The organism is Streptomyces sp. NPDC090032 (assembly GCF_044748025.1).
Lineage (GTDB): Bacteria > Actinomycetota > Actinomycetes > Streptomycetales > Streptomycetaceae > Streptomyces.
The window spans coordinates 207,406-230,051 of the sequence record NZ_JBIVFF010000007.1 but is presented as its reverse complement, the minus strand read 5'-3'; the positions used below and the strand labels follow the sequence as shown (position 1 = coordinate 230,051).

General features: G+C 71.6%; 20 protein-coding genes. 6 read left to right on the top strand and 14 right to left on the bottom strand.

Features of this window, described 5'->3' with window-relative positions:
* Window positions 1–28: 28 nt before the first annotated feature.
* The 5 genes from ACIPWY_RS19225 to ACIPWY_RS19205 are packed head-to-tail and all read right to left on the bottom strand — an operon-like array spanning window position 29 to window position 5,616.
* Window positions 29–904, bottom strand: coding sequence for a sugar phosphate isomerase/epimerase family protein (locus tag ACIPWY_RS19225; RefSeq protein WP_393700714.1), 876 nt, complete (start codon window positions 902–904; stop codon window positions 29–31).
* On the bottom strand, window positions 901–2,100 hold the full coding sequence (locus tag ACIPWY_RS19220; RefSeq protein ID WP_362902758.1) for a substrate-binding domain-containing protein: 1,200 nt from the start codon (window positions 2,098–2,100) through the stop codon (window positions 901–903). The genes ACIPWY_RS19225 and ACIPWY_RS19220 overlap by 4 nt, the downstream gene beginning before the upstream one ends.
* Entirely contained in the window at window positions 2,097–3,107 is a 1,011-nt protein-coding gene (locus tag ACIPWY_RS19215; protein ID WP_393700711.1) for an ABC transporter permease, read from the bottom strand. The genes ACIPWY_RS19220 and ACIPWY_RS19215 overlap by 4 nt, the downstream gene beginning before the upstream one ends.
* Complete coding sequence (locus ACIPWY_RS19210) at window positions 3,104–4,105, bottom strand: ABC transporter permease (RefSeq protein WP_362902754.1); 1,002 nt, start codon at window positions 4,103–4,105, stop codon at window positions 3,104–3,106. The genes ACIPWY_RS19215 and ACIPWY_RS19210 overlap by 4 nt, the downstream gene beginning before the upstream one ends.
* On the bottom strand, window positions 4,102–5,616 hold the full coding sequence (locus ACIPWY_RS19205) for a sugar ABC transporter ATP-binding protein (protein ID WP_393701166.1): 1,515 nt from the start codon (window positions 5,614–5,616) through the stop codon (window positions 4,102–4,104). Before ACIPWY_RS19205 ends, ACIPWY_RS19210 begins: the two co-directional genes overlap by 4 nt.
* Before the next feature lie 202 nt (window positions 5,617–5,818).
* Between ACIPWY_RS19205 and ACIPWY_RS19200 the strand changes: the two genes are divergently transcribed.
* Entirely contained in the window at window positions 5,819–7,033 is a 1,215-nt protein-coding gene (locus ACIPWY_RS19200; protein WP_393700708.1) for an ROK family protein, read from the top strand.
* 318 nt (window positions 7,034–7,351) lie between these two features.
* Window positions 7,352–9,337: an N-acetylmuramoyl-L-alanine amidase gene (locus ACIPWY_RS19195; RefSeq protein ID WP_393700706.1), complete on the top strand. Its 1,986-nt coding sequence runs from the start codon at window positions 7,352–7,354 to the stop codon at window positions 9,335–9,337.
* A 70-nt stretch (window positions 9,338–9,407) separates the two neighbouring features.
* On the opposite strand, the gene ACIPWY_RS19190 is transcribed toward ACIPWY_RS19195, so the two are convergent.
* Window positions 9,408–9,908 carry a hypothetical protein gene (locus ACIPWY_RS19190; protein WP_362902750.1) on the bottom strand — a complete coding sequence of 167 codons (501 nt, stop codon included), beginning with the start codon at window positions 9,906–9,908 and terminating at the stop codon, window positions 9,408–9,410.
* Window positions 9,909–10,116: 208 nt separating this feature from the next.
* Window positions 10,117–10,740, bottom strand: coding sequence for a CGNR zinc finger domain-containing protein (locus tag ACIPWY_RS19185; protein WP_393700704.1), 624 nt, complete (start codon window positions 10,738–10,740; stop codon window positions 10,117–10,119).
* A gap of 6 nt (window positions 10,741–10,746) precedes the next feature.
* On the opposite strand from ACIPWY_RS19185, the gene ACIPWY_RS19180 reads away from it, so the two are divergent.
* Window positions 10,747–11,514 (top strand): leucine-rich repeat domain-containing protein, encoded by a 768-nt coding sequence (locus ACIPWY_RS19180; RefSeq protein ID WP_401533994.1) that lies wholly within the window; start codon window positions 10,747–10,749, stop codon window positions 11,512–11,514.
* Between the two features lie 60 nt (window positions 11,515–11,574).
* Here the strand turns inward: ACIPWY_RS19180 and ACIPWY_RS19175 are convergent, their stop codons facing one another.
* The 6 genes from ACIPWY_RS19175 to ACIPWY_RS19150 all read right to left on the bottom strand — a co-directional run bounded on the left by ACIPWY_RS19175 (window position 11,575) and on the right by ACIPWY_RS19150 (window position 17,053).
* Window positions 11,575–12,489 carry a universal stress protein gene (locus ACIPWY_RS19175; RefSeq protein ID WP_393700699.1) on the bottom strand — a complete coding sequence of 305 codons (915 nt, stop codon included), beginning with the start codon at window positions 12,487–12,489 and terminating at the stop codon, window positions 11,575–11,577.
* Window positions 12,490–12,687: 198 nt separating this feature from the next.
* On the bottom strand, window positions 12,688–12,930 hold the full coding sequence (locus tag ACIPWY_RS19170) for a DUF397 domain-containing protein (protein ID WP_116500600.1): 243 nt from the start codon (window positions 12,928–12,930) through the stop codon (window positions 12,688–12,690).
* An 82-nt stretch (window positions 12,931–13,012) separates the two neighbouring features.
* Window positions 13,013–14,200 (bottom strand): thiolase domain-containing protein, encoded by a 1,188-nt coding sequence (locus tag ACIPWY_RS19165; protein ID WP_362902742.1) that lies wholly within the window; start codon window positions 14,198–14,200, stop codon window positions 13,013–13,015.
* The gene (locus ACIPWY_RS19160) at window positions 14,197–15,243 is read right to left on the bottom strand and encodes a thiolase domain-containing protein (RefSeq protein WP_362902740.1); all 1,047 of its coding nucleotides are present in this window, start codon (window positions 15,241–15,243) and stop codon (window positions 14,197–14,199) included. Before ACIPWY_RS19160 ends, ACIPWY_RS19165 begins: the two co-directional genes overlap by 4 nt.
* Complete coding sequence (locus tag ACIPWY_RS19155; protein WP_362902738.1) at window positions 15,244–16,200, bottom strand: OB-fold domain-containing protein; 957 nt, start codon at window positions 16,198–16,200, stop codon at window positions 15,244–15,246.
* 28 nt (window positions 16,201–16,228) lie between these two features.
* Window positions 16,229–17,053: a crotonase/enoyl-CoA hydratase family protein gene (locus ACIPWY_RS19150; protein WP_362902736.1), complete on the bottom strand. Its 825-nt coding sequence runs from the start codon at window positions 17,051–17,053 to the stop codon at window positions 16,229–16,231.
* Between the two features lie 196 nt (window positions 17,054–17,249).
* Here ACIPWY_RS19150 and ACIPWY_RS19145 point away from each other — a divergent pair, with 196 nt between their 5' ends.
* From ACIPWY_RS19145 to paaK, 3 genes are all read left to right on the top strand, one after another.
* On the top strand, window positions 17,250–18,866 hold the full coding sequence (locus ACIPWY_RS19145; RefSeq protein WP_393700695.1) for an acyl-CoA synthetase: 1,617 nt from the start codon (window positions 17,250–17,252) through the stop codon (window positions 18,864–18,866).
* A gap of 92 nt (window positions 18,867–18,958) precedes the next feature.
* Window positions 18,959–19,747, top strand: a complete 789-nt coding sequence (locus tag ACIPWY_RS19140; RefSeq protein ID WP_362902732.1) for a GNAT family N-acetyltransferase — start codon at window positions 18,959–18,961, stop codon at window positions 19,745–19,747.
* 164 nt (window positions 19,748–19,911) lie between these two features.
* Entirely contained in the window at window positions 19,912–21,207 is a 1,296-nt protein-coding gene (gene paaK, locus ACIPWY_RS19135) for a phenylacetate--CoA ligase PaaK (protein WP_362902730.1), read from the top strand.
* An 89-nt stretch (window positions 21,208–21,296) separates the two neighbouring features.
* Here the strand turns inward: paaK and thrS are convergent, their stop codons facing one another.
* Window positions 21,297–22,607, bottom strand: a complete 1,311-nt coding sequence (gene thrS / locus ACIPWY_RS19130; RefSeq protein ID WP_393700692.1) for a threonine--tRNA ligase — start codon at window positions 22,605–22,607, stop codon at window positions 21,297–21,299.
* Between the last annotated feature and the right edge of the window lie 39 nt (window positions 22,608–22,646).

Genomic DNA, 22,646 nt, shown 5'->3' with positions numbered 1-22,646 from the left:
GGTGCCGGAATTCGGGGAAGTCAGAGGTTCAGCGGGTTCGGCCGGTCGCGGCGCGCAGGAAGCGCAGGCCCTCCGTGGCCAGCGCGTCCTGGCCGTCGGCGAGCGGGCGCCACACAGAGGCAGCGACGGCGATCGCGTCGTTGTGCGCGGTGAACGACTCGATGCACAGCGGGCCTTGGTAACCCGCCTCGCGCAGCGCGTCCAGGAAGCCGCCCCAGTCGAGGTGGTCGGCCCCGGGCGTGCCACGGTCGTTCGCGCAGACCTGGACATGCGCGATGCGGTCCCCGGCCGAGCGGACGGCGGCGGGGAGCGAGTGTTCCTCGATGTTCTGGTGGTACGTGTCGAGCGCGACGCCGATCCCGTCGTGCGGCAGCCCTTCGAGGGCGTCCAGGGTCTGGGCGACGGTGTTGAGCAGGCTGGTCTCGTAGCGGTTGAGGGGTTCCACCGCGAGGCGCGCCCCGGCCGCACGGGCGTGCTCGACGACGGGGGCGAGGTGGGTGCGCAGCTCGTCGTACGCGGCCTCGCGCGCGGCACCGTCCATGCGCCAGGTCCGGCCGACGGACGCGTACAGGGGGCCCGCGACCACCGGTGCCCCGATCGCCTGGGCGGCGTCCACGCAGTGGCGCACGTAGTCCTGGGTGGCGCGCACCGTGGCGGGATCCGCGTCGACCAGGTCGCGGCCGTGCGGCATGACGGCGATCACGGCGGCGGGGGCGAGACCGGTCGCGTCGAGGAGCTTCGCCGCGTCGCCGGGGTCCCAGTCGCCCGCGCTCTCCATGGGCAGTTCCACGCAGTCGAACCCCCAGGCGGCGAGCCGGGGCAGCGTGTCGGCGAGGGCGCGGCGGGTGACCGGCGAGTGCCAGATCCAGGGGTTGGCGCCCAACTCCCAGGCGGGGGAGGTCACTTCCAGTCCTTCGGATAGCCGGGCAGGTCCTGGCAGCCGCACATGGCGTAGTGCAGCGGCGGCATGCCCTCCTGGAGGTATTCGTCGAGGTTGTCCTGGGTGACGGTGGGCTGCGGCAGCTTCCACTCCTTGGGGACCTGCTTCCCGTCGAGCACGCGCAGGGCGGCGATGACCGGCGTACGCCACTGGAAGGTGGGGTACGTGGGCGCGATCGCGGTGAGCTTCTTGTCCTTCCATGCCTGGAGGAAGTCCTGCTGGTCCTCGCCGGTGATGGGCGGGACGTCCACGCCGGCGTCCTCGAACGCCTCGACGGCGGCCAGGGAGGTGGCGCCCGAGTCCATCCAGACCCCGTCGATCGAGCCGTGGCGCGAGATCGCGTCCGCGACGATCGACTTCGTCTTGGCGGGGTCACCGTCGGTGAACTTGACGTCGGCCACGTCGAGTCGACTCTTGTCGAAGGCGAGCTTCGCGGCGGACCAGCGGGTCTCCAGGACGTCGACACCGGGCGAGATGCGCAGGGCGAGGATCTTGCCCTTGGGCTTGACCTTGTCGACGAGGAAGTCCGCGGCGACGGCTCCGTAGCCGTAGCCGCCGATGGGGTTGATGAACGTGACGGCGCAGTCCGTCTCCACGCCCCGGTCGAAGACGATGACGGGCAGCTTGCCGCAGGCCTCCTTCACGGCCGGGGTGAGAGTGGCGGTGGTGTTCGGGGACACGATCAGGGCGTCGCAGCTCTTGTTCCCGGCGAGTTCCTGGATGTCGGAGATCTGTTTGTCGTCCTTGCCCTGGGCGTCGAGGACGGTGAAGTCGCTGATCTCCTTGTGGAGTTTCACCTCGGCCTTCATGTCCTTGAGGCCGACCTGGCGCCACGGGTTGAAGACGCCGGCGTTGGAGAAGCAGAGGTGGGTGCCGCCGGAGCCCTTCTTCTTGTACTGGGCCGTATCGGTCATCTCGGGTTCGAGCATCTGCTCCCAGGGCTTGTCGACGGGCCCCTCGGGCGTGGCCTCGGCAAGGGCCAACTGCTTGTCGTATTCGGCCTGTTGGAAGAACTTCGACGGCTTGTCGGCGCCTCCCTTAGCGGCGCTCTCCGATGCGGTGCCCGCGGCGGAGTCGGCCGGCATGTCGCTGGAGCACGAGGTGAGCAGGGCCGCGGCCGCAATTGCGGCGGCGACGGCGAGTGGACGTCTGCGGGTCATGAGGGGGTTCCTCCCGAAGAGTGGGTACGACGGCGGCGCAGGCGGGAGAAGTCGGCGGCTCCGAGACCTACCGCGGCGATGACGATGACGCCTTGGACCGTGGATTCGAGGGCGCCCGAGACGCCCTGCAGATTGAGCAGCGTGAACAGGGCCTGGAGCGAGAAGGCCCCGGCCATCGCGGCGACGACGCTGCCGCGGCCCCCGCCGAGTGCGACGCCGCCGAGCACGACGGCGGTGATGGCCTCGAACTCGTAGCCGCGGCCCGCCTGCGCGGACACTCCGGAGAATCCGCCGACGAGTACGGCGGCGAGCGCTGCGGCCATGCCCGACAGGACGAACGCGATGATGCGGGCCCGGTGGACACGGACGCCCGCGAGGGCGGCGGTGCGTTCGCTGTCGCCGGTCGCGATCAGGGTGCGGCCGAAGTCCGAGCGCATGACCAGGACGGCGGCGGCGCCCGCCACGAGGCAGGCGAGGACCGCCCAGGGCAGCCAGCCGCCCGCCGTGCCGCGGCCGAGCCGGCGGAACTCCGCCGGGAGCGATCCGTGCGGGGAGCCGCCGGTCCAGAAGAAGACGGCGCCTTCGAGGATCAGCATCATCCCGAGCGTGGTGATGAACGACGGCACGCGGAGTTTCGTCGTGATCAGCCCGCTGACGAGGCCGGTCAGCGCTCCGGCGAGCAGCAGCCCGCCGGTCACCACCATCCAGGAGGCGTCCGGGTACGAGCCGTAGAGTTCCGCCGCGACAACCACGCCGGCGGTGACGATCGCCCCGACGGACAGGTCGAACTCCCCGCAGACGATGACCAGATACTGGCCCGCCGCCAGGATGACGAGCGGCGCGGCGCGTTTGACGAAGGCGAGGAAGCGGTCGGGTTCGTAGAAGCCGGGGTCGGTGGCGGCGAGGGCCACGAGGAGCACGGCGAGGAGTACGTAGACGGGGGCGCCGGTCCCCAAGGTGCGGGCAACTCGCCTGTAGGGGCCGACCGTTGGGTTCGCCGTGGTCATGCGGGCCTCCCTGTGCCGCGCCGGGCGTACAGGGCGACGGCGGCGATGATGACGACGCCGCGTACGACGTTCTTGAAGAACGGGTCGACGCCCAGCTGGTTGAAGACGGAGTCGAGCACGGCGAGGACCAGGACGCCGCCGAGCGTGCCCGCCACTCCCCCTCGGCCGCCCGCGAGCGCGGTGCCGCCGAGAACGACAGCGGCGATCGACTCGAGGTCGTAGCGGGCCTCGGTGCCGGCCCAGGGGGCGCCCGCGCCGAGCCGCGCGGCGAGGAAGAGCGCGGCGGCCCCCACACACAGGGAGCACAGGACGTGGGCGGCGACGACGGTGCGCCGGGTACGGACGCCGGAGAGGCGGGCCGCGTGCTCGTCACCGCCGGTCGCGTACAGGTGGTGGCCGAAGCGGGTGCGGCGGGTGACGAGCCACAGGGCGGCGGCGACCGCGGCGAGCAGGAACAGGGAGACGGGGACGGGCCCGACGCGGTCGTAGCCGAGGTGCTGGAAGGACGCGGGGACCTTGCCCGCGGGGCCCGTGTAGTTGTCCTCGATCCAGCCGCGCAGGATGAACGCCGTGCCGAGCGTCGCGATGAACGCGTTGACCTTGAGGCCGGTGACGACGAGACCGTTGGCGAGGCCGACGGCGGCGGAGAGCGCCAGCACGGCGAGGACGGCCGTGACGACACCGCCGTCCTCCATCGTGGTGGCGGCGACGAGGGTGCCGAGGCTGATGAGGTATGCCACGGAGAGGTCGAGGGAGCCGGTGAGGATCACGGCGGTCTGCCCTACGGCGACGAGTCCGAGTGCCACGCAGTTCTGGAGGACGCCGACGACATTGGCGAGGGTGAGGAAGTCCCCGCCGCGCGCGGCCACCACGATCCAGCCGGCCGCGGTGACGGCCGCGGCGGCCAGCCAGACACCGACGGCGGGGTCGGTCAGACGGGTCCTGCGCGGCGGGGCGGACTTCGCGGCGGTCGGCGGGGCGAGGGCGGTCCCGGTCATGCGCTTCCTTCCGCAGGGGCGGGCGGGTGGTCTGTCGGGCCGCCGCCGGTGGCCAGGCGCATGATGTCCTCCTCGCTCGCTCCGGCGGGGAGTTCACCGGCGAGGCGGCCCTCCGCCATGACGAGGACGCGGTCGCTCATGCCGATGAGTTCGGGGAGTTCGGAGGACACGATGAGGACGGCGAGGCCCTCGCGGGCGAGGTCGCGGACGAGGGTGTGGATGGCGGCCTTGGCGCCGACGTCGACGCCCCGGGTCGGCTCGTCGAAGAGCAGGATCTGCGGGCGGGCGGCGAGCCACTTGGCGATGACGACCTTCTGCTGGTTGCCGCCGGAGAGGAACTGCGCCTGCTGGTCCTCGCCGCGCGCGTGCAGCCGGACGCGCTCCAGGAGGGCGGTGAGGTCGCGGGCCGCGGGCGGCCGGCCGCGCGCGGGGACGGCCCGGGTGACGAGGAGCGCGTTGTCGCGCACGGACTGACGCAGGGCGAGGCCTTCGGCCTTGCGGTCCTCGGTGACCAGGGCGATCCCCGCGCGGATGGCCTGGCGCGGGCTCGTGGGGCGCAGCTCGCGCCCGCCCACGGTCATGGCGCCGGTGGTGAAGGGCGCGGCCCCGAACAGGGCGCGGGCCAGGGACGTGCGCCCTGATCCCTGGAGGCCCGCGATGCCGGTGACCTCTCCCGAGCGCAGGGTGAGGTCGATGTCGCGCAGGCGCGCGTTGCCTGCGCCGCGCACGGTCAGCCGGACGTCGCCCGCCTCGCCGGGGCGGGCGCGCGGCGGGTAGTAGGCGCTGAGCTCCCGGTCGACCATGGCGCGGACGACCTGGTCGGTGTCGGTGTCCTCGGTGCGTACGGTCGTGACGTGCCGGCCGTCCTTGAGGACGGTGATGCGTTGCGAGAGGTCGAAGACCTCGCGCAGGCGGTGCGAGATGTAGAGGATACCGAGGCCTCGCGCGGCCAACCGGCGTACGAGTGCGTGAAGTTGGGCCGCCTCGTGGTCGGCGAGGGGGGCGGTCGGCTCGTCCATGACGAGGACGCGGGCGGGCGCGTCGTCGGAGGCGAGGGCCTTGACGATCTCGACGGTCTGCTGGCGTGCGACCGGCAGATCACGGACGTAGGTGCGCGGGGTGATGCCCGACTCGCCGAGTTCCGTGAGGAGTTCGGCGGTGCGTGTCTCCATCGTGCGGCGGTCGACGAGGCCGCGCCGGGTCGGCTCGCGGCCGAGGAACACGTTCTCGGCGACGGTGCGGTGGGGCAGGAGGGCGAACTCCTGGTGGATGATGCCGATTCCGGCGGCCTGGGCCTGCGCGGGGTGGGTGAAGGACTGCTCGGTGCCGTCCAGGGTGATCGTGCCCTCGTCGGGGACGTGCTCGCCCGCAAGGACCTTCATCAGGGTGGACTTTCCCGCGCCGTTCTCCCCGACGAGTGCGTGCACCTCGCCCGCGGCGAGGTCGAGGGAGACCCCGTGCAGCACCCGTACACCGAGAAAGCTCTTGGACACGCCGTGCATCGCCAACATCGTCTGTGTCGCCTGCATCGTTCAGCCTCTCCGGCTTCTTCGGCAGTCTTCGGCAGCGGTCTGCAGAGCAATGTGCTGACCGTTCTTTGACCTGTCAAGGGCCCAAGCATGGTACGTACAAAGGGAATTGACGGGGACTTAGGTCGACGGGCGAACAGCATCGGCCTTGTAAGCAGCGGAACTCGTCCCTATCGTGACTGCCATGTCTGGAGCGCCGGATCACCTGAATTCCGCGCCGCCGTCGTCGCCCGGCGAGGTCCTCGCCCTGCTGCGTACGGGGGCCGCCACGACCCGCGCGGACATCGCGCGGATCACCGGCCTCGCGCGGTCGACCGTGTCGCAGCGGGTCGACGCGCTCATCGCGCACGGCTTCCTCATCGAGGCCGGAGCGGAGGCCGGGGACTCGACGGGTGGCCGGCCCCCGCGACGTCTCCATCTGCGCACCCGCGAGCACGTGGTGGCGGGGGTCGACCTGGGCGCCTCGCACTGCCGGGTCGCGCTGCTCGACATCGGCGGGAAACAACTCGCGCTGCGCGAGGACCAGTTGTCGATCGCCGACGGCCCGTCGTCGATTCTCGGCCACGTCGAGCGGACGCTCCGCGCGCTCCTCGACGAGGCGGGCCTCGACCCGGCCTCGCTCCAGTCGATCGGTGTGGGCGTGCCGGGCCCCGTCGAGTTCACCACGGGACGGCCCGTGGATCCGCCCATCATGCCTGGCTGGCACCAGTATCCGATCCCGGAGTTCTTCGCCGACCGGTTCGGTGTGCGGGCCCTCGTGGACAACGACGTGAACGTGATGGCGCTGGCCGAGCAGCGCCGGGCGTTTCCGGACACCCGCTATCTCCTCTACATCAAGGTCGGTACGGGCATCGGCTGCGGCATCGTCGCGGACGGCCGGCTGCACCGGGGTGCGCAGGGCAGCGCGGGCGACATCGGGCACATCCGGGTGGGTGACAGCCGGCAGGAGGCGGCGCCGTGCCGGTGCGGTAACTCGGGGTGCCTGGAGGCGGTGGCGGGCGGCGCGGCGCTGGCCCGCGAGCTGGCGGACCTGGGCCTTGACGCCGCGTCGAGCCGCGACGTCGTGCGCCTGGTGAAGTCCGGCAACCGTGACGCCGTACGGATGGTGCGCGAGGCGGGCCGTGCGGTCGGCGAGGTCCTCGCGGGCCTGGTGAACTTCTTCAACCCGGACACGGTGGTGGTCGGCGGCGCGCTGGCCGCCGTCCACGACCAGCTCCTCGCCGGCGTACGGGAGGCCGTGTACCGCCGCTCCCACCCGCTGGCCACCCATGTGCTGCGCATCGAGCCGAGCCGCACCGGAGCGAACGCGGCCGTGGTCGGCGCGGCCATCCTGGCGATCGAGCACGCCCTCTCGCCCGAGCAGGTGGACCGGGTCCTCGGGGGCGCTTCACCGCGCTAGCCACGCCGGGGCGGCTCACCGGGTACACCCGCGCGGTCGATCCGCCGATCAGGTGGAGTACGCGGACGAGTCCGGGTCGCCCTCCCGTATGCCGAGACGGCGGCCCCACTCTTTCCGAGCGGTCATTGGTCCACTCCACTGACGCGCCGCAGGCGGTGAGCCCTCCTTGGCGAAAGCCCGCCGAACGCGCGCTGACATGGGAAATCCCTTGCCCTGAGCATGATTGACGGATCGTCGGCAAGCCGATACCACTGACCCACGATCGCCCCCGCACACCCGTCGGCTCATCTGTCCCAGGACCGTTCCCAGGAGGCCGCTTTGCCCTCGACCACCAGCGACCGCTCCCCGGCCGCCCGCAGACGCACCAACCAGGCGGCCCGGGCGGCAGGAACGCTCGCGACGGCGGCCCTGCTGCTCCCCCTCCTCGGCGCCGCCCCGCCGAGCGAGGCCCGGGATGCGTCGGACGCGGGACTCCAGCACGCGTTCGCGAGCGCGGCGGCCGAGTACCGCGTGCCCCAGAGCGTCCTGCTCGGCGTCTCCTACCTCCAGTCCCGGTGGGACGCGCACGGCGGTGCGCCCAGCGTCGCCGGGGGCTACGGCCCCATGCACCTCACGGACGCCCGCGCCGCGCTCGCCGGTGCGGCCACGCACAGCGAGGCGGCGGGCGATCCGCGCGGCGACTCGTCACGGCGGGCACTCACCCCGAAGACGAAGGTGCCGAAGAACTCCCAACTCCCGGCCCGTCTCAAGTCGTTGACACGCGCCGCCGAAATCAGCGGCATCCCCGCCGAGGAGCTGCGCTCCGACCCCGCGGCCAATGTGCGCGGCGGCGCCGCCCTGCTCGCCGCGGCGCAGAAGGCCCTCGGCAAGCCCCTCAGCTCCGACCCCGCCGACTGGTACGGCGCGATCGCGAGGTTCTCCGGCGCCGACGACACCGCCACGGCGGCCACGTACGCGAACGACGTGTTCGCCGTGATCCACGACGGTGAGCGGCGCACGACGGACACCGGGCAGCGCGTGGAGCTCGCGGCCGTCCCCAGCCTGAAGCCCGACGCGACGCAGGTGCAGAGCATGGGGCTGCGCAAGTCCGACGAGAGCGGTACGGAGTGCCCGCCGACGGTGTCGTGCGAGTGGATCCCGGCGCCCTACGAGGAGTTCGGGGACGGCGACTACGGCAACCACGACCTCGCCGACCGGCCGAACGACCAGAGCATCGACTACATCGTCATCCACGACACCGAGGCGACGTGGGACACGACGCTTCAGCTGGTACAGGACAAGACGTATCTGGCCTGGCACTACTCGCTGCGCTCCACGGACGGGCACATCGCCCAGCACGTGAAGGCCAAGGACGTCGGCTGGCACGCGGGCAACTGGTACGTCAACGCCAAGTCCGTCGGCCTGGAGCACGAGGGCTTCCTCGCCGAGCCGGACTCCTGGTACACGGAGGAGATGTACCGGGCGTCGTCGCGCCTGGTGAAGTACCTGGCGAAGAAGTACGACATCCCGCTGGACCGGCAGCACATCCTCGGCCATGACAACGTGCCCGGCACGACCCCGGCCGGGATCCCGGCGATGCACACGGACCCCGGTCCGTACTGGGACTGGGCGCACTACTTCGCGCTGATGGGCAAGCCGTTCAAGGCGACCGCGGGCACGAAGGGCGGGCTCGTCACCGTGGCCCCCGACTTCGCGAAGAACAAGCCCGTGTACACCGGCTGCGTCAAGGCGGGCGAGGCCTGTGCGGTGCACGGTTCCGGCGCCGTACGGGTCTACACCGCGCCCAGCGAGACCGCGCCGCTGATCAAGGACATCGGGCTGCGTCCCGGCGGCGACGACTCCACGATCGACGTGAACGACATGGGCGCGCGCCTGTCGACCGGCCAGCAGTACGCGGTCGCGGAGCGCAAGGGCGACTGGACGGCGGTCTGGTACCTCGGCCAGAAGGCCTGGTTCAAGAACCCGAAGAAGCAGCCCACGGCCGTGAACGGGGCGGGCCTGGTCATCGCCCCGAAGGCCGGCCGCACCGACGTCCCGGTGTACGGGCGCGCCTACCCCGAGAAGGAGGCGTACCCGGCGGACATCACCCCGCAGGCGATCTCTCCGCTGCCGTACAAGCTCCTCGCGGGGCAGCGGTACGTGATCGGTGGCCGGACGACCGGTGAGTATTTCTACTCGCCGACGTTCGACACGACGTCGCACCGGGTGGTTCGCGGCAAGGACGTCTACTACGAGATCCAGTTCGGCCACCGGGTGGCGTACGTGCGGGCCGCCGACGTGCAGGTGCTGCCGTCGGGCGCCTAGAGCGCACATGACTCGGCCGGGTCCGGATCTGCCGTGGGGGCAGGTCCGGGCCCGGCCGGTTTTCTGTGGCTCAGGCCTGCTGGAACAGCTCGGGGGGCAGCGGCTTCAGGAGCGCGTAGAGGTCGTCCGTGATGGGCCGGTCCCAGGCCGCGATCGTCACGAGGACGTTGTCGCTGCGGTCGAACTGCACGCAGGAGATACGGCTCTCGGAGAGCTTGAGGCGGCGCACGATGAGGAGGTTGTCGCCCTGCATCACCGGGACGTCCTCGGTGTCGACGACGGTGACCTCCTCGTCGTTCTCCAGCGCGAGGAGGAGCTGGGCCACCTCGAAGGGGATCTCGCCCTCGGTGACCTCGCGGGCCGACGATCCCTCGGGGAGATTCCCGATGATCATCGCGGGGCCGCGGCCGCCGAACAGGTCGTAGCGCAGGAAGACGCCCTGGCAGCTGCCGTCGGGGGCGGGCAGCAGGCCCGCGCCGAGATTGCCCGGCCAGTCACCCGGGTCCATGGCGAGGACATCGAAGTCAGGACCCGCGGGTGTGGCGGAGCTGCGTCGGCGGAGGAAGGACATGCCGCAATGGTACGTGCACCGGGGCCCTGCGCGGCGCGGGGGCCGCGGCCCCGACGGGGCTCTGACCCGACGGACGCGGGCGGATCCGGGTGCGTCCCCGGTTCCCGCGGGCAGGGTCCGGCCTGCTCATGGGGGTGCGGCCGGCCGGCCGCGAGCGTCCGGGCGCACGCCCGCGAGGTCACTCAACGACCTCTCCCCCGCGTCGCGTTCAGTCCCCTGCGACGTCCGCGCGGTGCCGCTCGTGATGCCGGGCGACCCGTGCGCGGTTGCCGCAGGACGGCTTGCACCACTCCTGGCGGGGATGGTCCTTGAGGAAGTAGCGCACACAGCGCGGGGCGTGGCAGGCGCGCAGCCGCTCACGGTCCTCACTCGCGAGGAAGCCGACGGCGGCACGGGCCAGGGCGGCGGTGAGCAGGTCGGCGGCGGCCGCCGGGGGGCGTGCCTCCTCGCGGACGAGGGGGGTGGCGCCGTCGTCCCAGGTGAGGACGGGGACGGTCGGGGCGAGCGCCGCCGCCGCGTTGAGCCTTCGCACCGCCTCGCTCACGGGGAGCAGCCGGTGGGCGTCGGCCGGGCTGGGCTCGCCGGGGCGCACGGCGTGGGCGAAGAGCGCGCGGACGGCGGCCCGTACCTCGCGCACTTCGGCGAGCGCCGTCGCGTCCGCCTCGAACGCGATGGTGTCCGGCAGCGCCTCTGCGTGCTCCCGCACCCAGGCCGTCAGTCCTTCGGACCGGTCGAGGTCGTCGGCGACACCGCCGTGCCCGTCGTGGCGGATGGTGAGGGCGAGGTCCAGAGCGAGCGCTGTGGCTCCCTGGCCTGTACTGATGTCACGCATGGGCTAATGATAAGGTCCCGCGCATCCATTAGATCTCCCCTCGGATCTCGGAGGTGGACGGCTGTGCTCACGTACTGGCGGGCGGGCCTGAGCGACGTACCGGACGAGGTGTGGGAGCACCCTCGCCTGGAGGTTCTCCTCCTGCCCGACAACGCGCTCACCCGGCTCCCCGACCGCATCGGATCGCTCCCCCACCTGCACACTCTCGACCTCGGCCACAACCGTCTCGCCTCGGTCCCGGACACGCTCGGTGATCTGACGGGTCTGACCCGCTTCCTCTACCTGCACGACAACGCGCTCACCGCGCTCCCGGACTCGCTCGGCGGGCTCTCGCGGCTGGCCTATCTGAACGTCGGCGAGAACCCGCTCGCCGGTCTCCTGGAATCGATCGGCTCGATGGCGGGTCTCGTGGAGCTGCGCGCGCAGCACGCCACCCTCGCCCGGCTCCCCGACTCACTCGGCGGCCTGAGTGCGCTGCGCGAGCTGTGGCTGCGCGGCAACCGGCTCACCGCCCTCCCCGATTCCGTACGGCACCTGCGGGAGCTGCGGGAACTCGAACTGCGGGAGAACGCCTTCACCGACGTGCCCGCGTCCCTGCGCGGCCTTCCGCTGCTGCGGCGCCTCGATCTGCGGTCCAACCGGCTTCACGAGCTGCCCGACTGGATCACCGCACTGCCCTCGCTGGAGAAGCTGGACCTCAGATGGAACGACGTGCACGTGCCGCCCGCGCTGCTCAGGACACTCACGGCGCGGGGCTGCGCGGTGCTGTACTGATCCACCAGGCCTTGTCGTCCAAGCCATGTCGTCCAGGCCTTGTCGTCTAGGCCTTGTCGTCTAGGCCTTGTCGTCCAGGACCGGGGGCACCACCGCGACCGGGCTCGCCGCGTGGAGCAGCACCGCCATGGTCACGGATCCGAGCATCGGTGCGGGGCGCGTGAACCTGCGCCGATGGCGGCCGACGACCACGAGGCCGGCGTCGCGGGAGTTCTCGACGAGGTGCCCGGCCGCGTCGCCCGGGGCCACGTACAGGTCCACCTGTACGTCGGGGTGCGCCGCGCGGAAAGGCGCCACCGCCGCGTTGACGAGCGTCAGGGTCTCGCGTTCGGCCGCTTCCTGGTCGACGGTCGTGGGCGTGAAGTCGCCGAACGTCGTCCAGGCGAGGACCGGCCACGGGAACGCGGCGATCACCTGAAGCCGCGCCCCGCGCCGCTCGGCCTCCTCGAAGGCGAAGGCGAGGAGGGTGTCGTCGGGCTCGTCCACCTCGACGCCGACGACCACGCGGGGTCCGGGCGGCATCTCACTGTCACCGTGCACGGAGCGTCCGGGCCTGGGAACCACGACGACGGGGCAGGCGGCGTCCCGCGCCGCGGCCACGCCGTTCGAACCGAGCAGCAGACTGGCGAAGCCTCCGCGCCCCCGGGAGCCGAGGACCAACAGCTGTGCCTCGGAGCCGAGTTCGGGCAGGACGGCCGCCGGAGCGCCCTCCACTGTCACGTACTCGACCGGTGACAGCTCGCCTCGCCCGGCCAGGCCGGCGCGCACCTCGTCGAGGACCGCGTCGCCCGCGGGTTCCGGCGGGCCGGACACCAGTACCCCGGGCTGGGTCCAGGGGGCGTACTGGCGCACATGGACGATCCGCACGGGCGCCCCGCGCCTGCCCGCTTCCGTGAGCGCCCATTCCAGGGCGCGCAGGCTGTCTTCGGACCCGTCGACGGCGGCCACGACGGGCAGGGGGCGCGGGGTACTCATGTCCAACCTCCGACACCGGGGCACGGTGTCGACGGGCCCCGGCAAGAGCGACTGTTCCTGCCCCCAGCCTCGCGTACACCGGGGCGAAGGAGCAGGGCCGCACGTCGCATGTCGCCGGAAAAGCCGGAAACCTCACCTGACCGCGGCTCGGGCCTGTACGGCTCGAGGTCAGGCAGAGCGGCTCGGGTCAGCCCCGGCTCAGGTCAGGTCGAACTCTCCCTCGCGCGCCCCCAGCACGAACGCCCCCCATTCCGCGGGCGTGAAGATCAGGGACGGATTCTGGGGGCTGCCGCCGTTGCGCATCGCGATGAACCCCTCGACGAAGGCGATCTGGACGTCGCCCCGCCCCTTGCTGCTCGAATGCCAGTCCGCGGCACTCAGATCGAGGTCCGGCTTGTCCCAACCCGCGAGCGTGTGCTGCTCGATGGTGCTTTCGGCCACGTCCGTGCTCCTCCCGGTTCGTCGTCCGCCCGCAAGCCTAGCGATCGGCCCGCGTGGCGGACAGGCCGCGGCGCCGAGCCGTTCAGGACGTGGGCGGGTGCGCGCCGACGAGCCACATCGAGAAGAACTGCGAGCCGCCCCCGTAGGCGTGCCCGAGGACCTTGCGAGCGCCGTCGACCTGGTGTTCTCCGGCCTGCCCCCGGACCTGGAGCGCGGCCTCCGCGAAGCGGATCATCCCGGAGGCGCCGATGGGGTTGGTGGACAGGACGCCGCCCGACATGTTGACGGGCAGGTCGCCGTCGAGTTCCGTGACGCCCGATTCCGTGAGCTTCCAGCCCTCGCCCTCGGCGGCGAAGCCGAGGTTCTCCAGCCACATCGGCTCGTACCAGGAGAACGGCACGTACATCTCGACGGCGTCGATCTCGCGGCGCGGGTCGCCGATGCCCGCCTGCCGGTAGACGTCGGCGGCGCAGTCCTTGCCGGCCTGCGGTGACACGAAGTCCTTGCCCGCGAACATGGTGGGCTCCGAGCGCATCGCGCCGCCGTGCATCCAGGCCGCCGGCTGCGGTGAACGAGCCGCGCCCGCACGGTCGGTGAGGATCATGGCGCACGCGCCGTCGGAGGACGGGCAGGTCTCGGAGTAGCGGACCGGGTCCCAGAGCATCGGCGAGGACTGGACCTTCTCCAGGGTGATGCCGTGCTCGTGCAGATGCGCGTAGGGGTTCTTCAGCGCGTTGCGCCGGTCCTTGTACGCGACCAGGGAGCCGACGTGGTCGGGTGCGCCGGTGCGCCGCATGTACGCGCGCACGTGCGGGGCGAAGAAGCCGCCCGCGCCTGCGAGCAGCGGCTGCGTGAAGGGGATCGGCAGGGACAGGCCCCACATCGCGTTGGACTCGGACTGTTTTTCGAAGGCGAGGGTGAGGACGGTCCGGTGGACGCGGGACGCGACCAGGTTGGAGGCGACGAGTGCGGTGGAGCCGCCGACCGAGCCCGCGGTGTGTACCCGCAGCATGGGCTTGCCCACCGCGCCGAGCGCGTCCGCGAGGTACAGCTCGGGCATCATGACGCCCTCGAAGAAGTCGGGGGCCTTGCCGATGACCACGGCGTCGATGTCGGCCCACGTCAACTGGGCGTCCTCCAGGGCTCGTCGAGCGGCCTCGCGGACGAGTCCGGCGATCGACACGTCCTTGCGGGCCGCGACGTGCTTGGTCTGGCCGATACCGACGACGGCCACGGGTTCTTTGTGCGTGGCGTGCCCCGTACTGCTCATCGGGCGTCTCCTTCCAGGACGGCGACCAGGTTCTGCTGCAGGCAGGGACCGGACGTGGCGTGCGCGAGGGCCCGGTCGGACTCACCTCGGTGGATGCGGGCGGCGGCCTCGCCGATACGCAGCAGCCCCGCGGCCATGAGGGGGTTGGCGGCGAGCGCGCCGCCGGAGGGGTTCACGGCCACGTCGTCGCCCAGCTTCAGCGCCTTGCGCAGGACGACCTCCTGCGAGGTGAACGGGGCGTGCAACTCGGCGGTGTCCACGGGCCGTTCGTAGGCTCCGGCTCGCTCGGCGGCGCGTCGCGTGGACGGGGAGTCGGTGAGGTCGCGGACACCGAGGCTGTGCGCTTCGATGCGGTGGTCCATGCCGCGGATCCAGGCGGGCCGCTCGCACAGTTCGCGGGCCTTGTCACCGGCGGCGAGGATCACGGCGACGGCGCCGTCGCCGACCGGCGGGCAGTCGCCCTTGCGCAGCGGCTGCACCTCGTAGTCGCCCTGCGGCACCGAACCCTTCACCTGCGCATGGGAGTTGGAGCTCGCCGACGCGCGGCTGCGGGCCGCGATCCCGGCGAGCGCGGGCTCATCCGTCTCCCCCGCGTCGATCAGCGCCTGCGCCTGGAGCGCGGCGAGCGCGACGGAGTCCGGCCACAGCGGGGCCACGTAGTACGGGTCGAGCTGGCGGGAGAGCACATCGCGCACGGAGCCCGGTGAGGACTTGCCGTACGAGTAGACGAGCGCGGTGTCGACCTCGCCGGTGAGCAGCTTCACCCATGCCTCGTACATCGCCCAGGCGCCGTCCATCTCCACGTGCGACTCGGAGATCGGCGGCCAGGCGCCCACGCCGTCGAGGGTCATCGTGAACGAGAAGGCGCGGCCCGCGAGATAGTCGGAGGAGCCGGAGCAGGTGAAGCCGATGTCGCTGGTCCTGAGGCCGGTCTGCGCCAGCACCTGGTGCAGCACCGGCATCACCATGTCGACCTCGGAGAGTTCGTCGGTGGTGCGCAGATGGTCGCTCTGCGCGAAGGCGACGATCGCTACCTCTCGCATCTACACCAGCTCCTTGTACGTGTCGTAGTCGGCGTCCGGTTCGCCGGTGGGCCGGTAGTGGTCGGGGTAGCGGCCGCCCTCGGTCCACACCGGCTCGACCCTGAGGCCCATCCGCACCTGGTCGTACGGGATGCCGGCGATGCGGCCGTGCAGGGCGAGGTCGGCGCCGTCGAGCGCGATGTGGGCGTAGACGTAGGGCAGTTCGATGTCGAGGTTCTTGGCCTTGACGTTGACGATGCAGAAGGTGGTGACGGTGCCGGCCGGGCCGACCTCGACCCGGTCGGTCGTGGCGACGCCGCAGGTGGGGCAGGCGCCGCGCGGCGGGACGTAGACCTTGTGGCAGGACGGGCAGCGTTCGCCGACGGTGCGCCGGTCGGCGAGGGCGTTGATGTAGGCGGTCTGGGCGCGTCCCGGGGAGTACACGTAGTCGAGCCGGGCCTGGGCGACGATCCCGGTGACCGCGTCGCCGAACTGCCCGTCGTGGGCGGCGGGTTCGGCGTCCGCGACCTCTGCCCGATCCGCATCGGATGGCTCGAAGCAGGCGATGTCGGTGATGGCGCCGGTACGTTCGGCGGCCCAGCGGACGCGGACGCGCATACCGGTGTGCACGGTGTCGGGGCCGGGTGCGTCGAGGGCGTGCAGGAGGGCGGTGTCGGCGCCGTCGAGGCGGACGAGGACCCAGGCGAAGGGGGTGGCGAGGGGCTGGCCGCGGCGGGGTTCGGGGTTCCAGGCCCAGGTGGTGACGGTGCCGGTGGACTCGACCTCCACGAGGTCGCGTAGTTCGTCGGCGGTGACGGGGTCGTACTCGACGGGCGGGACCATGACCTTGCCGTCGGTGGTCTTCACACCGAGGACGGTCCGCTCGCGCAGCCCGGTGAGGAACGCGCTCTGGACGGGGCCGAGCGAGCGGGTGAAGGGGAACTCGACGACGAGCGGGGCTTTGAGGACTTCGGTCACTTCATGACTCCTTGGCGGTCGCAGGGCTTCACGCGCGCCGGTAGACGGCGGGACGCTTCTCGGCGAAGGCCTTCGGGCCCTCCTTGGCGTCCTCGGTGGCGAAGATCGGCCAGCCGCGCTCCAGTTCGGACTTGAGGCCGTCGGTCTCGGTCATCTCGGCGGTCTCGTACACCGAGGCCTTGACCGCCTCCACCGCGAGCGGGCCGCAGGCGTTGACCTGCTCGGCGATCTCCAGGGCACGGTCGAGTGCGGTGCCGGCCGGGACGACGCTGCCGATCAGCCCGATGGAGAGGGCCTCGGCGGCGCTGTAGTGCCTGCCGGTCAGCAGCATCTCCAGGGCGTGGGTGCGCGGGATCTGCCGCTGCAGCCGCACGGTGGAGCCACCGATCGGGAAGAGGGCGCGCCTGACCTCGGAGAGGCCGAAGGTCGCGGTCTCGGCGGCGACGCGGATGTCGGTGCCCTGGAGGATCTCCGTGCCGCCGGCCACGCAGTAGCCCTCGACGGCGGCGATCACGGGTTTGCGGGGCCGGTGGTGGCGCAGCATGGCCTTCCAGTGCAGATCGGGGTCGGCCTTGAGGCGGTCCCGGTACTGCTCGCCCTCCATCCCCTTGCCGGCCAGGGCCTTGAGGTCCATGCCGGCGCAGAAGGTGCCGCCCGCGCCGGTCAGGACGACCGACCGGATCGAGTCGTCCTCGTCGGCGGCGACCCATCCGTCGTAGAGGCCGACCAGCATCGGCAGGGAGAGCGCGTTCTTGGCCTCGGGCCTGTTGAGCGTGAGGACGAGGGTGGCGCCCTCGCGTCGCACCGTGAGGTGTTCCGTCCCGTGTCCCGCGTCGTGTTCCGTGCCACCCATGGCCGTACTCCCGTCTCGGATGCGTCTCGGATGCCGCGTACGTCTCGGATGCGAGAACAGGTTGCAGTAGCCGGGTGGCCAGTTCAAGAGTTTTCTGACAGTCAGTCAGATTTCTTGTGCGGGGGCCCTTCCCTGTTCCCGGCGGCTCTGCTGAGATGACGGCCACATCGAGATGGTGCCTGGGTCAGGAGGAGCGGTGGAGTACAACCTTGCCGACCTGTTCGAGTCGGTCGTCGACGTGGTCCCCGACCGCGAGGCGCTCGTGCACATCGACCATCCCGGCACGGGCGCGGAGCGCCGGCTCACGTACGCCGGACTCGACGCGGCGGCCAACCGCCTCGCACACCATCTGATCGACAGCGGGCTCCGACCCGGCGAACACCTGGGCCTGCACCTCTACAACGGCATCGAGTACCTCCAGACCGTCCTCGCCTGCCTCAAGGCGCGGATCGTGCCGGTCAACGTCAACTACCGGTATGTCGAAGAGGAGTTGGTCTACCTCTACCGTGATGCGGACCTCGCGGCGCTGGTCTTCGACGCCGAGTTCACCGAACGCGTCGCGGCCGCTCAGCCACAGACGGAGAAGCTGCGCCACCTCGTGCGCGTGGGGACCCCGCCGACCGGTGCGCCGCCCGTCAAGGCCGTGGACTTCGCGGAGGCGGAGGCCGCGGGCTCGCCGGAGCGCGGGTTCGGGCCGCGCTCGGCCGACGACCTCTTCATCATCTACACGGGCGGCACGACCGGCATGCCCAAGGGGGTGATGTGGCGCCAGGAGGACCTGTTCTTCTCGGGGCTCGGCGGCGGCGCGCCCACGGGCGAGCCGGTGAGCAGGCCCGAGGAGCTGTCCGAGCGCGTCGCGGCCGGCGGTGACGGGATCACCTTCTTCCCCACCCCTCCTCTGATGCACGGCACCTCCACCCTCACCGCCTTCATCGGCTTCAACTTCGGTCAACGCCTCGTCATCCACACGAAGTTCGTACCCGATGAGGTGCTGCGCACCATCGAGAAGGAGAAGGTGACGAGCGTGTCGCTCGTCGGGGACGCCATGCTGCGGCCCCTGATCGACGCGCTGAACGGGCCGATGAAGGGCACGGACTGCTCGTCGATGTTCAGCGTCTCGTCATCGGGCGCGATCATGTCGGAGACCGTGCGCGCCCAGTTCCAGGCACTCGTCCCGAACGTGATGCTCCTGAACAACTTCGGCTCCTCCGAGTCCGGCTTCAACGGCACGGCGACGGACGACTCGGGCCCGGAGAAGGGCTTTCGCCTACGGGTCAACTCCCGTACGCAGGTGGTCGATCCGGCGACCTACAAGCCCGTCGCCGCCGGGGAGCCGGGCCGTATCGCCCAGCGCGGGCACGTCCCGCTCGGCTACTACAACGACCCGAAGAAGACGGCCGAGACGTTCTTCCAGAAGGGCGACGAGCGGTGGGTGCTGCTCGGGGACATGGCGACGGTCGACGACGAGGGCATCGTCACGGTCCTCGGACGCGGCTCGCAGTGCATCAACACGGGCGGCGAGAAGGTGTATCCCGAAGAGGTCGAGCAGGCGCTGAAGTCGCATCCCGACGTGTACGACGCGCTGGTGGCCGGGGTACCCGACGCGAAGTGGGGCAATCACGTCGCCGCGGTGGTCCAGGTGCGCGAGGGCGCGGCGCCGCCCTCGCTCGACGACATCCAGAACCACTGCCGCACGCGTCTCGCCGGCTACAAGATCCCCCGCCAGCTGGTCCTGACCGATCACATCCAGCGCTCGCCCAGCGGCAAGGCGGACTACCGGTGGGCGCGGGCGGTGACGGCCGGCGGGGCGTAACCGGACACGGCGACGGCTCCCGCCGGGACACGGCCTCACACCGGTGCACAATCCGGTTGCCACCCCCGTCGTCCCGGTGCTGGAGTGACCGGATGGATCATCAAACGGTGTTGTCCCTGTTCGACCGACAGATCAGGCGGGACGCCAAGCCCGACGGCCTTGGCGCGCGGGTCGAGCGGGTGGACGGCGTGGTGCGGCAGACCGGCGCCGCGGACGGCTGGAGCGGCGTCGTGTGGTCGGACCTCGACGAGAGCTCGGCGGACGCGGCGATCGCCGCCCAGGTACGCCATTTCACCGAGCTCGGGCGCGAATTCGAGTGGAAGGTGTACGGGCACGACCTTCCGTCCGACCTTCCGCGGCGGCTCACGGCCGCCGGATTCGTCCCCGAGCCCGTGGAGACGCTCCTCGTCGCCGAGGTCGCGGACCTGCCGACGGACGTCCCCCCTCCGGAGGGAATCCGGCTGCTCCCCGTCACCGACGAGGCCGGAGTCGGCCTCATGGCCGAGGTCCACGACAAGGCGTTCGGCAGGAGTCTCGGCCTCACCTGGCACCAGCTCCTCGCCCAGCTGGCCACGGACCCGGACGCGGTGCCCGCGGTGCTCGCCCTGGCCGGGGACGTGCCGGTGAGCGCGGCCCGCATGGAGACGCACCCGGGGACGGACTTCGCGAGCCTGTGGGGCGGCGGCACCGTCGCCGAGTGGCGCGGGCACGGCATCTACCGCAGCCTCGTCGCGTTCCGCACCCGCATCGCCGCCGAACGCGGCTACCGCTACCTGCAGGTCGACGCCTCCAGCATGAGCCGCCCCATCCTGGAGCGCCTCGGCTTCGCGGCCCTGAGCACGACGACTCCGTACGTCCACGGGGCCGCCCGTGGCGCCTGAGGGCGCACCGCCGGCGATTGGGTCCGTCCCGCCTCTTGACGTCTGGCCTCGCCCCTTGAATTACTGGCCCTGAACGGATCAACCGAATGATCGGTCGACCGATTCGCCCGTTATGTCACTGCGGGTGGGCGGTCGGCCCCCAGGGCTCGGGAGTGCGGTCGACGATGACAGAACTGCTGGACGCAGGGGAACGCCTCAGCCCGGAGGAGCTGCACGCACAGCAGCTGGAGCGACTGCGGGCGACGCTGCGCCGCGTGTACGAGAGGGTGCCGTTCTACCGCGCGTCCTTCGACAGGGCGGGCGTGCACCCCGATGACTGCCGCTCGCTCGCCGACCTGTCCCGCTTCCCGTTCACCACGAAGAACGACCTGCGGGACAACTACCCGTTCGGGATGTTCGCCGTGCCGGACGCGGACGTGCGGCGCCTGCACGCGTCCAGCGGCACCACGGGCCTTCCCGTCGTCGTCGCCTACACGGAGAACGACCTCTCCATGTGGGCCGCCGTGGTGGCGCGTTCCCTGCGCGCGGCGGGTGCCCACCCCGGCAACAAGGTCCATGTGGCGTACGGATACGGCCTGTTCACGGGCGGGCTCGGCGCGCACTACGGCGCCGAGCACCTCGGCTGCACGGTCATCCCCGCGTCCGGCGGCATGACCGCCCGCCAGGTGCAGCTGATCCAGGACTTCCGCCCCGAGGTCATCATGGTCACCCCGTCGTACATGCTGACGATCCTCGACGAGTTCGAGCGCCAGGGAGTGGACCCGCGCAGCACGTCCCTCAAGGTCGGGGTCTTCGGCGCCGAGCCGTGGACGGAGGAGATGCGCCGCGAGATCGAGGAACGCTTCGCCATTGACGCCGTCGACATCTACGGCCTCTCGGAGGTGATCGGCCCGGGCGTCGCCCAGGAGTGCGTCGAGACGAAGGACGGGCTGCACATCTGGGAGGACCAGTTCTATCCGGAGGTTGTCGACCCGGTCACCGGCGAGGTCCTGCCGGACGGCGAGCAGGGCGAGCTGGTGTTCACCTCGCTCACCAAGGAGGCGATGCCCTTGGTCCGCTACCGGACACGGGACCTGACCCGGCTCCTGCCCGGCACGGCCCGCCCCGCCTTCCGCCGCATGGAGAAGGTGACGGGCCGCAGCGACGACATGGTCATCCTGCGTGGCGTGAACCTCTTCCCGACGCAGGTCGAGGAGATCGTCCTGCGCACGCCGGGCGTCGCCCCGCACTTCCAGCTCCGGCTGACCCGCGAGGGCCGCATGGACGCCCTGACGGTACGCGCGGAGGCCCGCGGCGACGCGACCGCCGCCGAACGCGACGCGGCGGCCCGCGCCATCGCGACCGGCGTGAAGGACGGCATCGGCGTCTCGGTGGCGGTGGAGGTCGTGGACCCGGAGACGCTCGAACGGTCGGTGGGCAAGATCAAGCGCATCGTGGACCTGCGGGGGCGGGAGGGATAGACGAACGGTGGCGCCGGCGGGGCGCGGGGCCAGACGTACGGCGGTCCCGGCGCGGCCCGGTGGCTGCACCCCGGCCGGGACCGCGTTCGTCAGCCCGCGTCGTCCCACAGATCGTGCGCGTACGCGTCGACCACCGCCCCGATCCTCGCGAGCGCCTCCTCGGTGGGCAGCGGGGCGGGGCGACGGCCGTCACGCAGACGCAGCGCGACCCGGCCGTCCGCCGCCTCTCGCGCACCGAGGACCGCCTGGTACGGCACGAGCCGGGCCTCCCGGACGCGGGCGCCCAGGGTGCCGCGTTCCGGGCCCACGACCTCGGCCCGCAGCCCCAGCCCGGCGCATCGCCGCGCGAGAGCGTCGGCGTGCGGCAGCTCGGTGTCCGAGATCGGCAGGATCGCCACCTGGGTGGGGGCGAGCCACGCCGGGAAAGCGCCGCCGCACTGCTCGATGAGGTGTGCGACGGCCCGCTCGACGCTGCCGATGATGCTGCGGTGGACCATCACCGGACGGTGTTTCGCCCCGTCCGGGCCGATGTAGTGCAGGTCGAAACGCTCGGGCTGGTGGAAGTCGACCTGGACGGTGGACAGGGTGGACTCGCGTCCCGCGCCGTCGGTGACCTGAACGTCGATCTTGGGCCCGTAGAACGCGGCCTCGCCCTCCGCGGCCTCGTAGGCAAGGCCCGACCCGTCGAGGACCTCGGTCAGCAGCGCGGTCGAGCGCCGCCACATCTCGGGGGCGGCGACGTACTTCCCGCCGCGGCCCGGCAGGGACAGCCGGTAGCGCGCCGGGGTGATGCCGAGCGCCTCGTAGGCGCTGCGGATCATCTCCAGGGCCGCCCGCGCCTCACCGGCAACCTGGTCGAGGGTGCAGAAGATGTGCGCGTCGTTGAGCTGGATGGCCCGTACGCGGGTCAGACCGCCGAGCACGCCCGACAGCTCGGAGCGGTACATGCCGCCCAACTCGGCCATGCGCAACGGGAGTTCGCGGTAGCTGTGGGGGCGGGAACGGTAGATCACCGCGTGGTGGGGACAGAGGCTGGGCCGCAGGACGACCTGCTCGCCGCCCAGGTCCATCGGGGGAAACATGTCGTCGCTGTAGTGCGCCCAGTGCCCCGAGACCTCGTACAGCTCCCGCTTGCCCAGGACCGGCGAGTACACGTGCCGGTAGCCGGCCCTCCGCTCGGCGGCGCGGATGTACTCCTCCAGGGTGTGCCGTACGGCCGCGCCGGCGGGCAGCCAGTAGGGCAGGCCCGCGCCGATCAGCGGGTCGGTGTCGAAGAGGCCGAGCTCACGGCCGAGCTTGCGGTGGTCGTGCTCGGGGCGCTCACGCTTCGGGTGTTCTTGGTGGCGCCGGTCGTTCTTCAGCCGGTCGTTGTTCGGCCGGTCGTTCCTCTGCTCGTTCATCTGGGGATCCCTCGCGGTCGTCGGGCGAGTGGGCCCACG

Excerpts from the sequence above, each read along its gene's own strand:
- ACIPWY_RS19220 (WP_362902758.1), bottom strand. The coding sequence starts at position 2,100 with ATGACCCGCAGACGTCCACTCGCCGTCGCCGCCGCAATTGCGGCCGCG.
- ACIPWY_RS19215 (WP_393700711.1), bottom strand. The coding sequence starts at position 3,107 with ATGACCACGGCGAACCCAACGGTCGGCCCCTACAGGCGAGTTGCCCGC.
- ACIPWY_RS19210 (WP_362902754.1), bottom strand. The coding sequence starts at position 4,105 with ATGACCGGGACCGCCCTCGCCCCGCCGACCGCCGCGAAGTCCGCCCCG.
- ACIPWY_RS19205 (WP_393701166.1), bottom strand. The coding sequence starts at position 5,616 with ATGTTGGCGATGCACGGCGTGTCCAAGAGCTTTCTCGGTGTACGGGTG.
- ACIPWY_RS19200 (WP_393700708.1), top strand. The coding sequence starts at position 5,819 with ATGTCTGGAGCGCCGGATCACCTGAATTCCGCGCCGCCGTCGTCGCCC.
- ACIPWY_RS19190 (WP_362902750.1), bottom strand. The coding sequence starts at position 9,908 with ATGTCCTTCCTCCGCCGACGCAGCTCCGCCACACCCGCGGGTCCTGAC.
- ACIPWY_RS19185 (WP_393700704.1), bottom strand. The coding sequence starts at position 10,740 with ATGCGTGACATCAGTACAGGCCAGGGAGCCACAGCGCTCGCTCTGGAC.
- ACIPWY_RS19180 (WP_401533994.1), top strand. The coding sequence starts at position 10,747 with ATGATAAGGTCCCGCGCATCCATTAGATCTCCCCTCGGATCTCGGAGG.
- ACIPWY_RS19175 (WP_393700699.1), bottom strand. The coding sequence starts at position 12,489 with ATGAGTACCCCGCGCCCCCTGCCCGTCGTGGCCGCCGTCGACGGGTCC.
- ACIPWY_RS19165 (WP_362902742.1), bottom strand. The coding sequence starts at position 14,200 with ATGAGCAGTACGGGGCACGCCACGCACAAAGAACCCGTGGCCGTCGTC.
- ACIPWY_RS19160 (WP_362902740.1), bottom strand. The coding sequence starts at position 15,243 with ATGCGAGAGGTAGCGATCGTCGCCTTCGCGCAGAGCGACCATCTGCGC.
- ACIPWY_RS19150 (WP_362902736.1), bottom strand. The coding sequence starts at position 17,053 with ATGGGTGGCACGGAACACGACGCGGGACACGGGACGGAACACCTCACG.
- ACIPWY_RS19140 (WP_362902732.1), top strand. The coding sequence starts at position 18,959 with ATGGATCATCAAACGGTGTTGTCCCTGTTCGACCGACAGATCAGGCGG.
- paaK (WP_362902730.1), top strand. The coding sequence starts at position 19,912 with ATGACAGAACTGCTGGACGCAGGGGAACGCCTCAGCCCGGAGGAGCTG.
- thrS (WP_393700692.1), bottom strand. The coding sequence starts at position 22,607 with ATGAACGAGCAGAGGAACGACCGGCCGAACAACGACCGGCTGAAGAAC.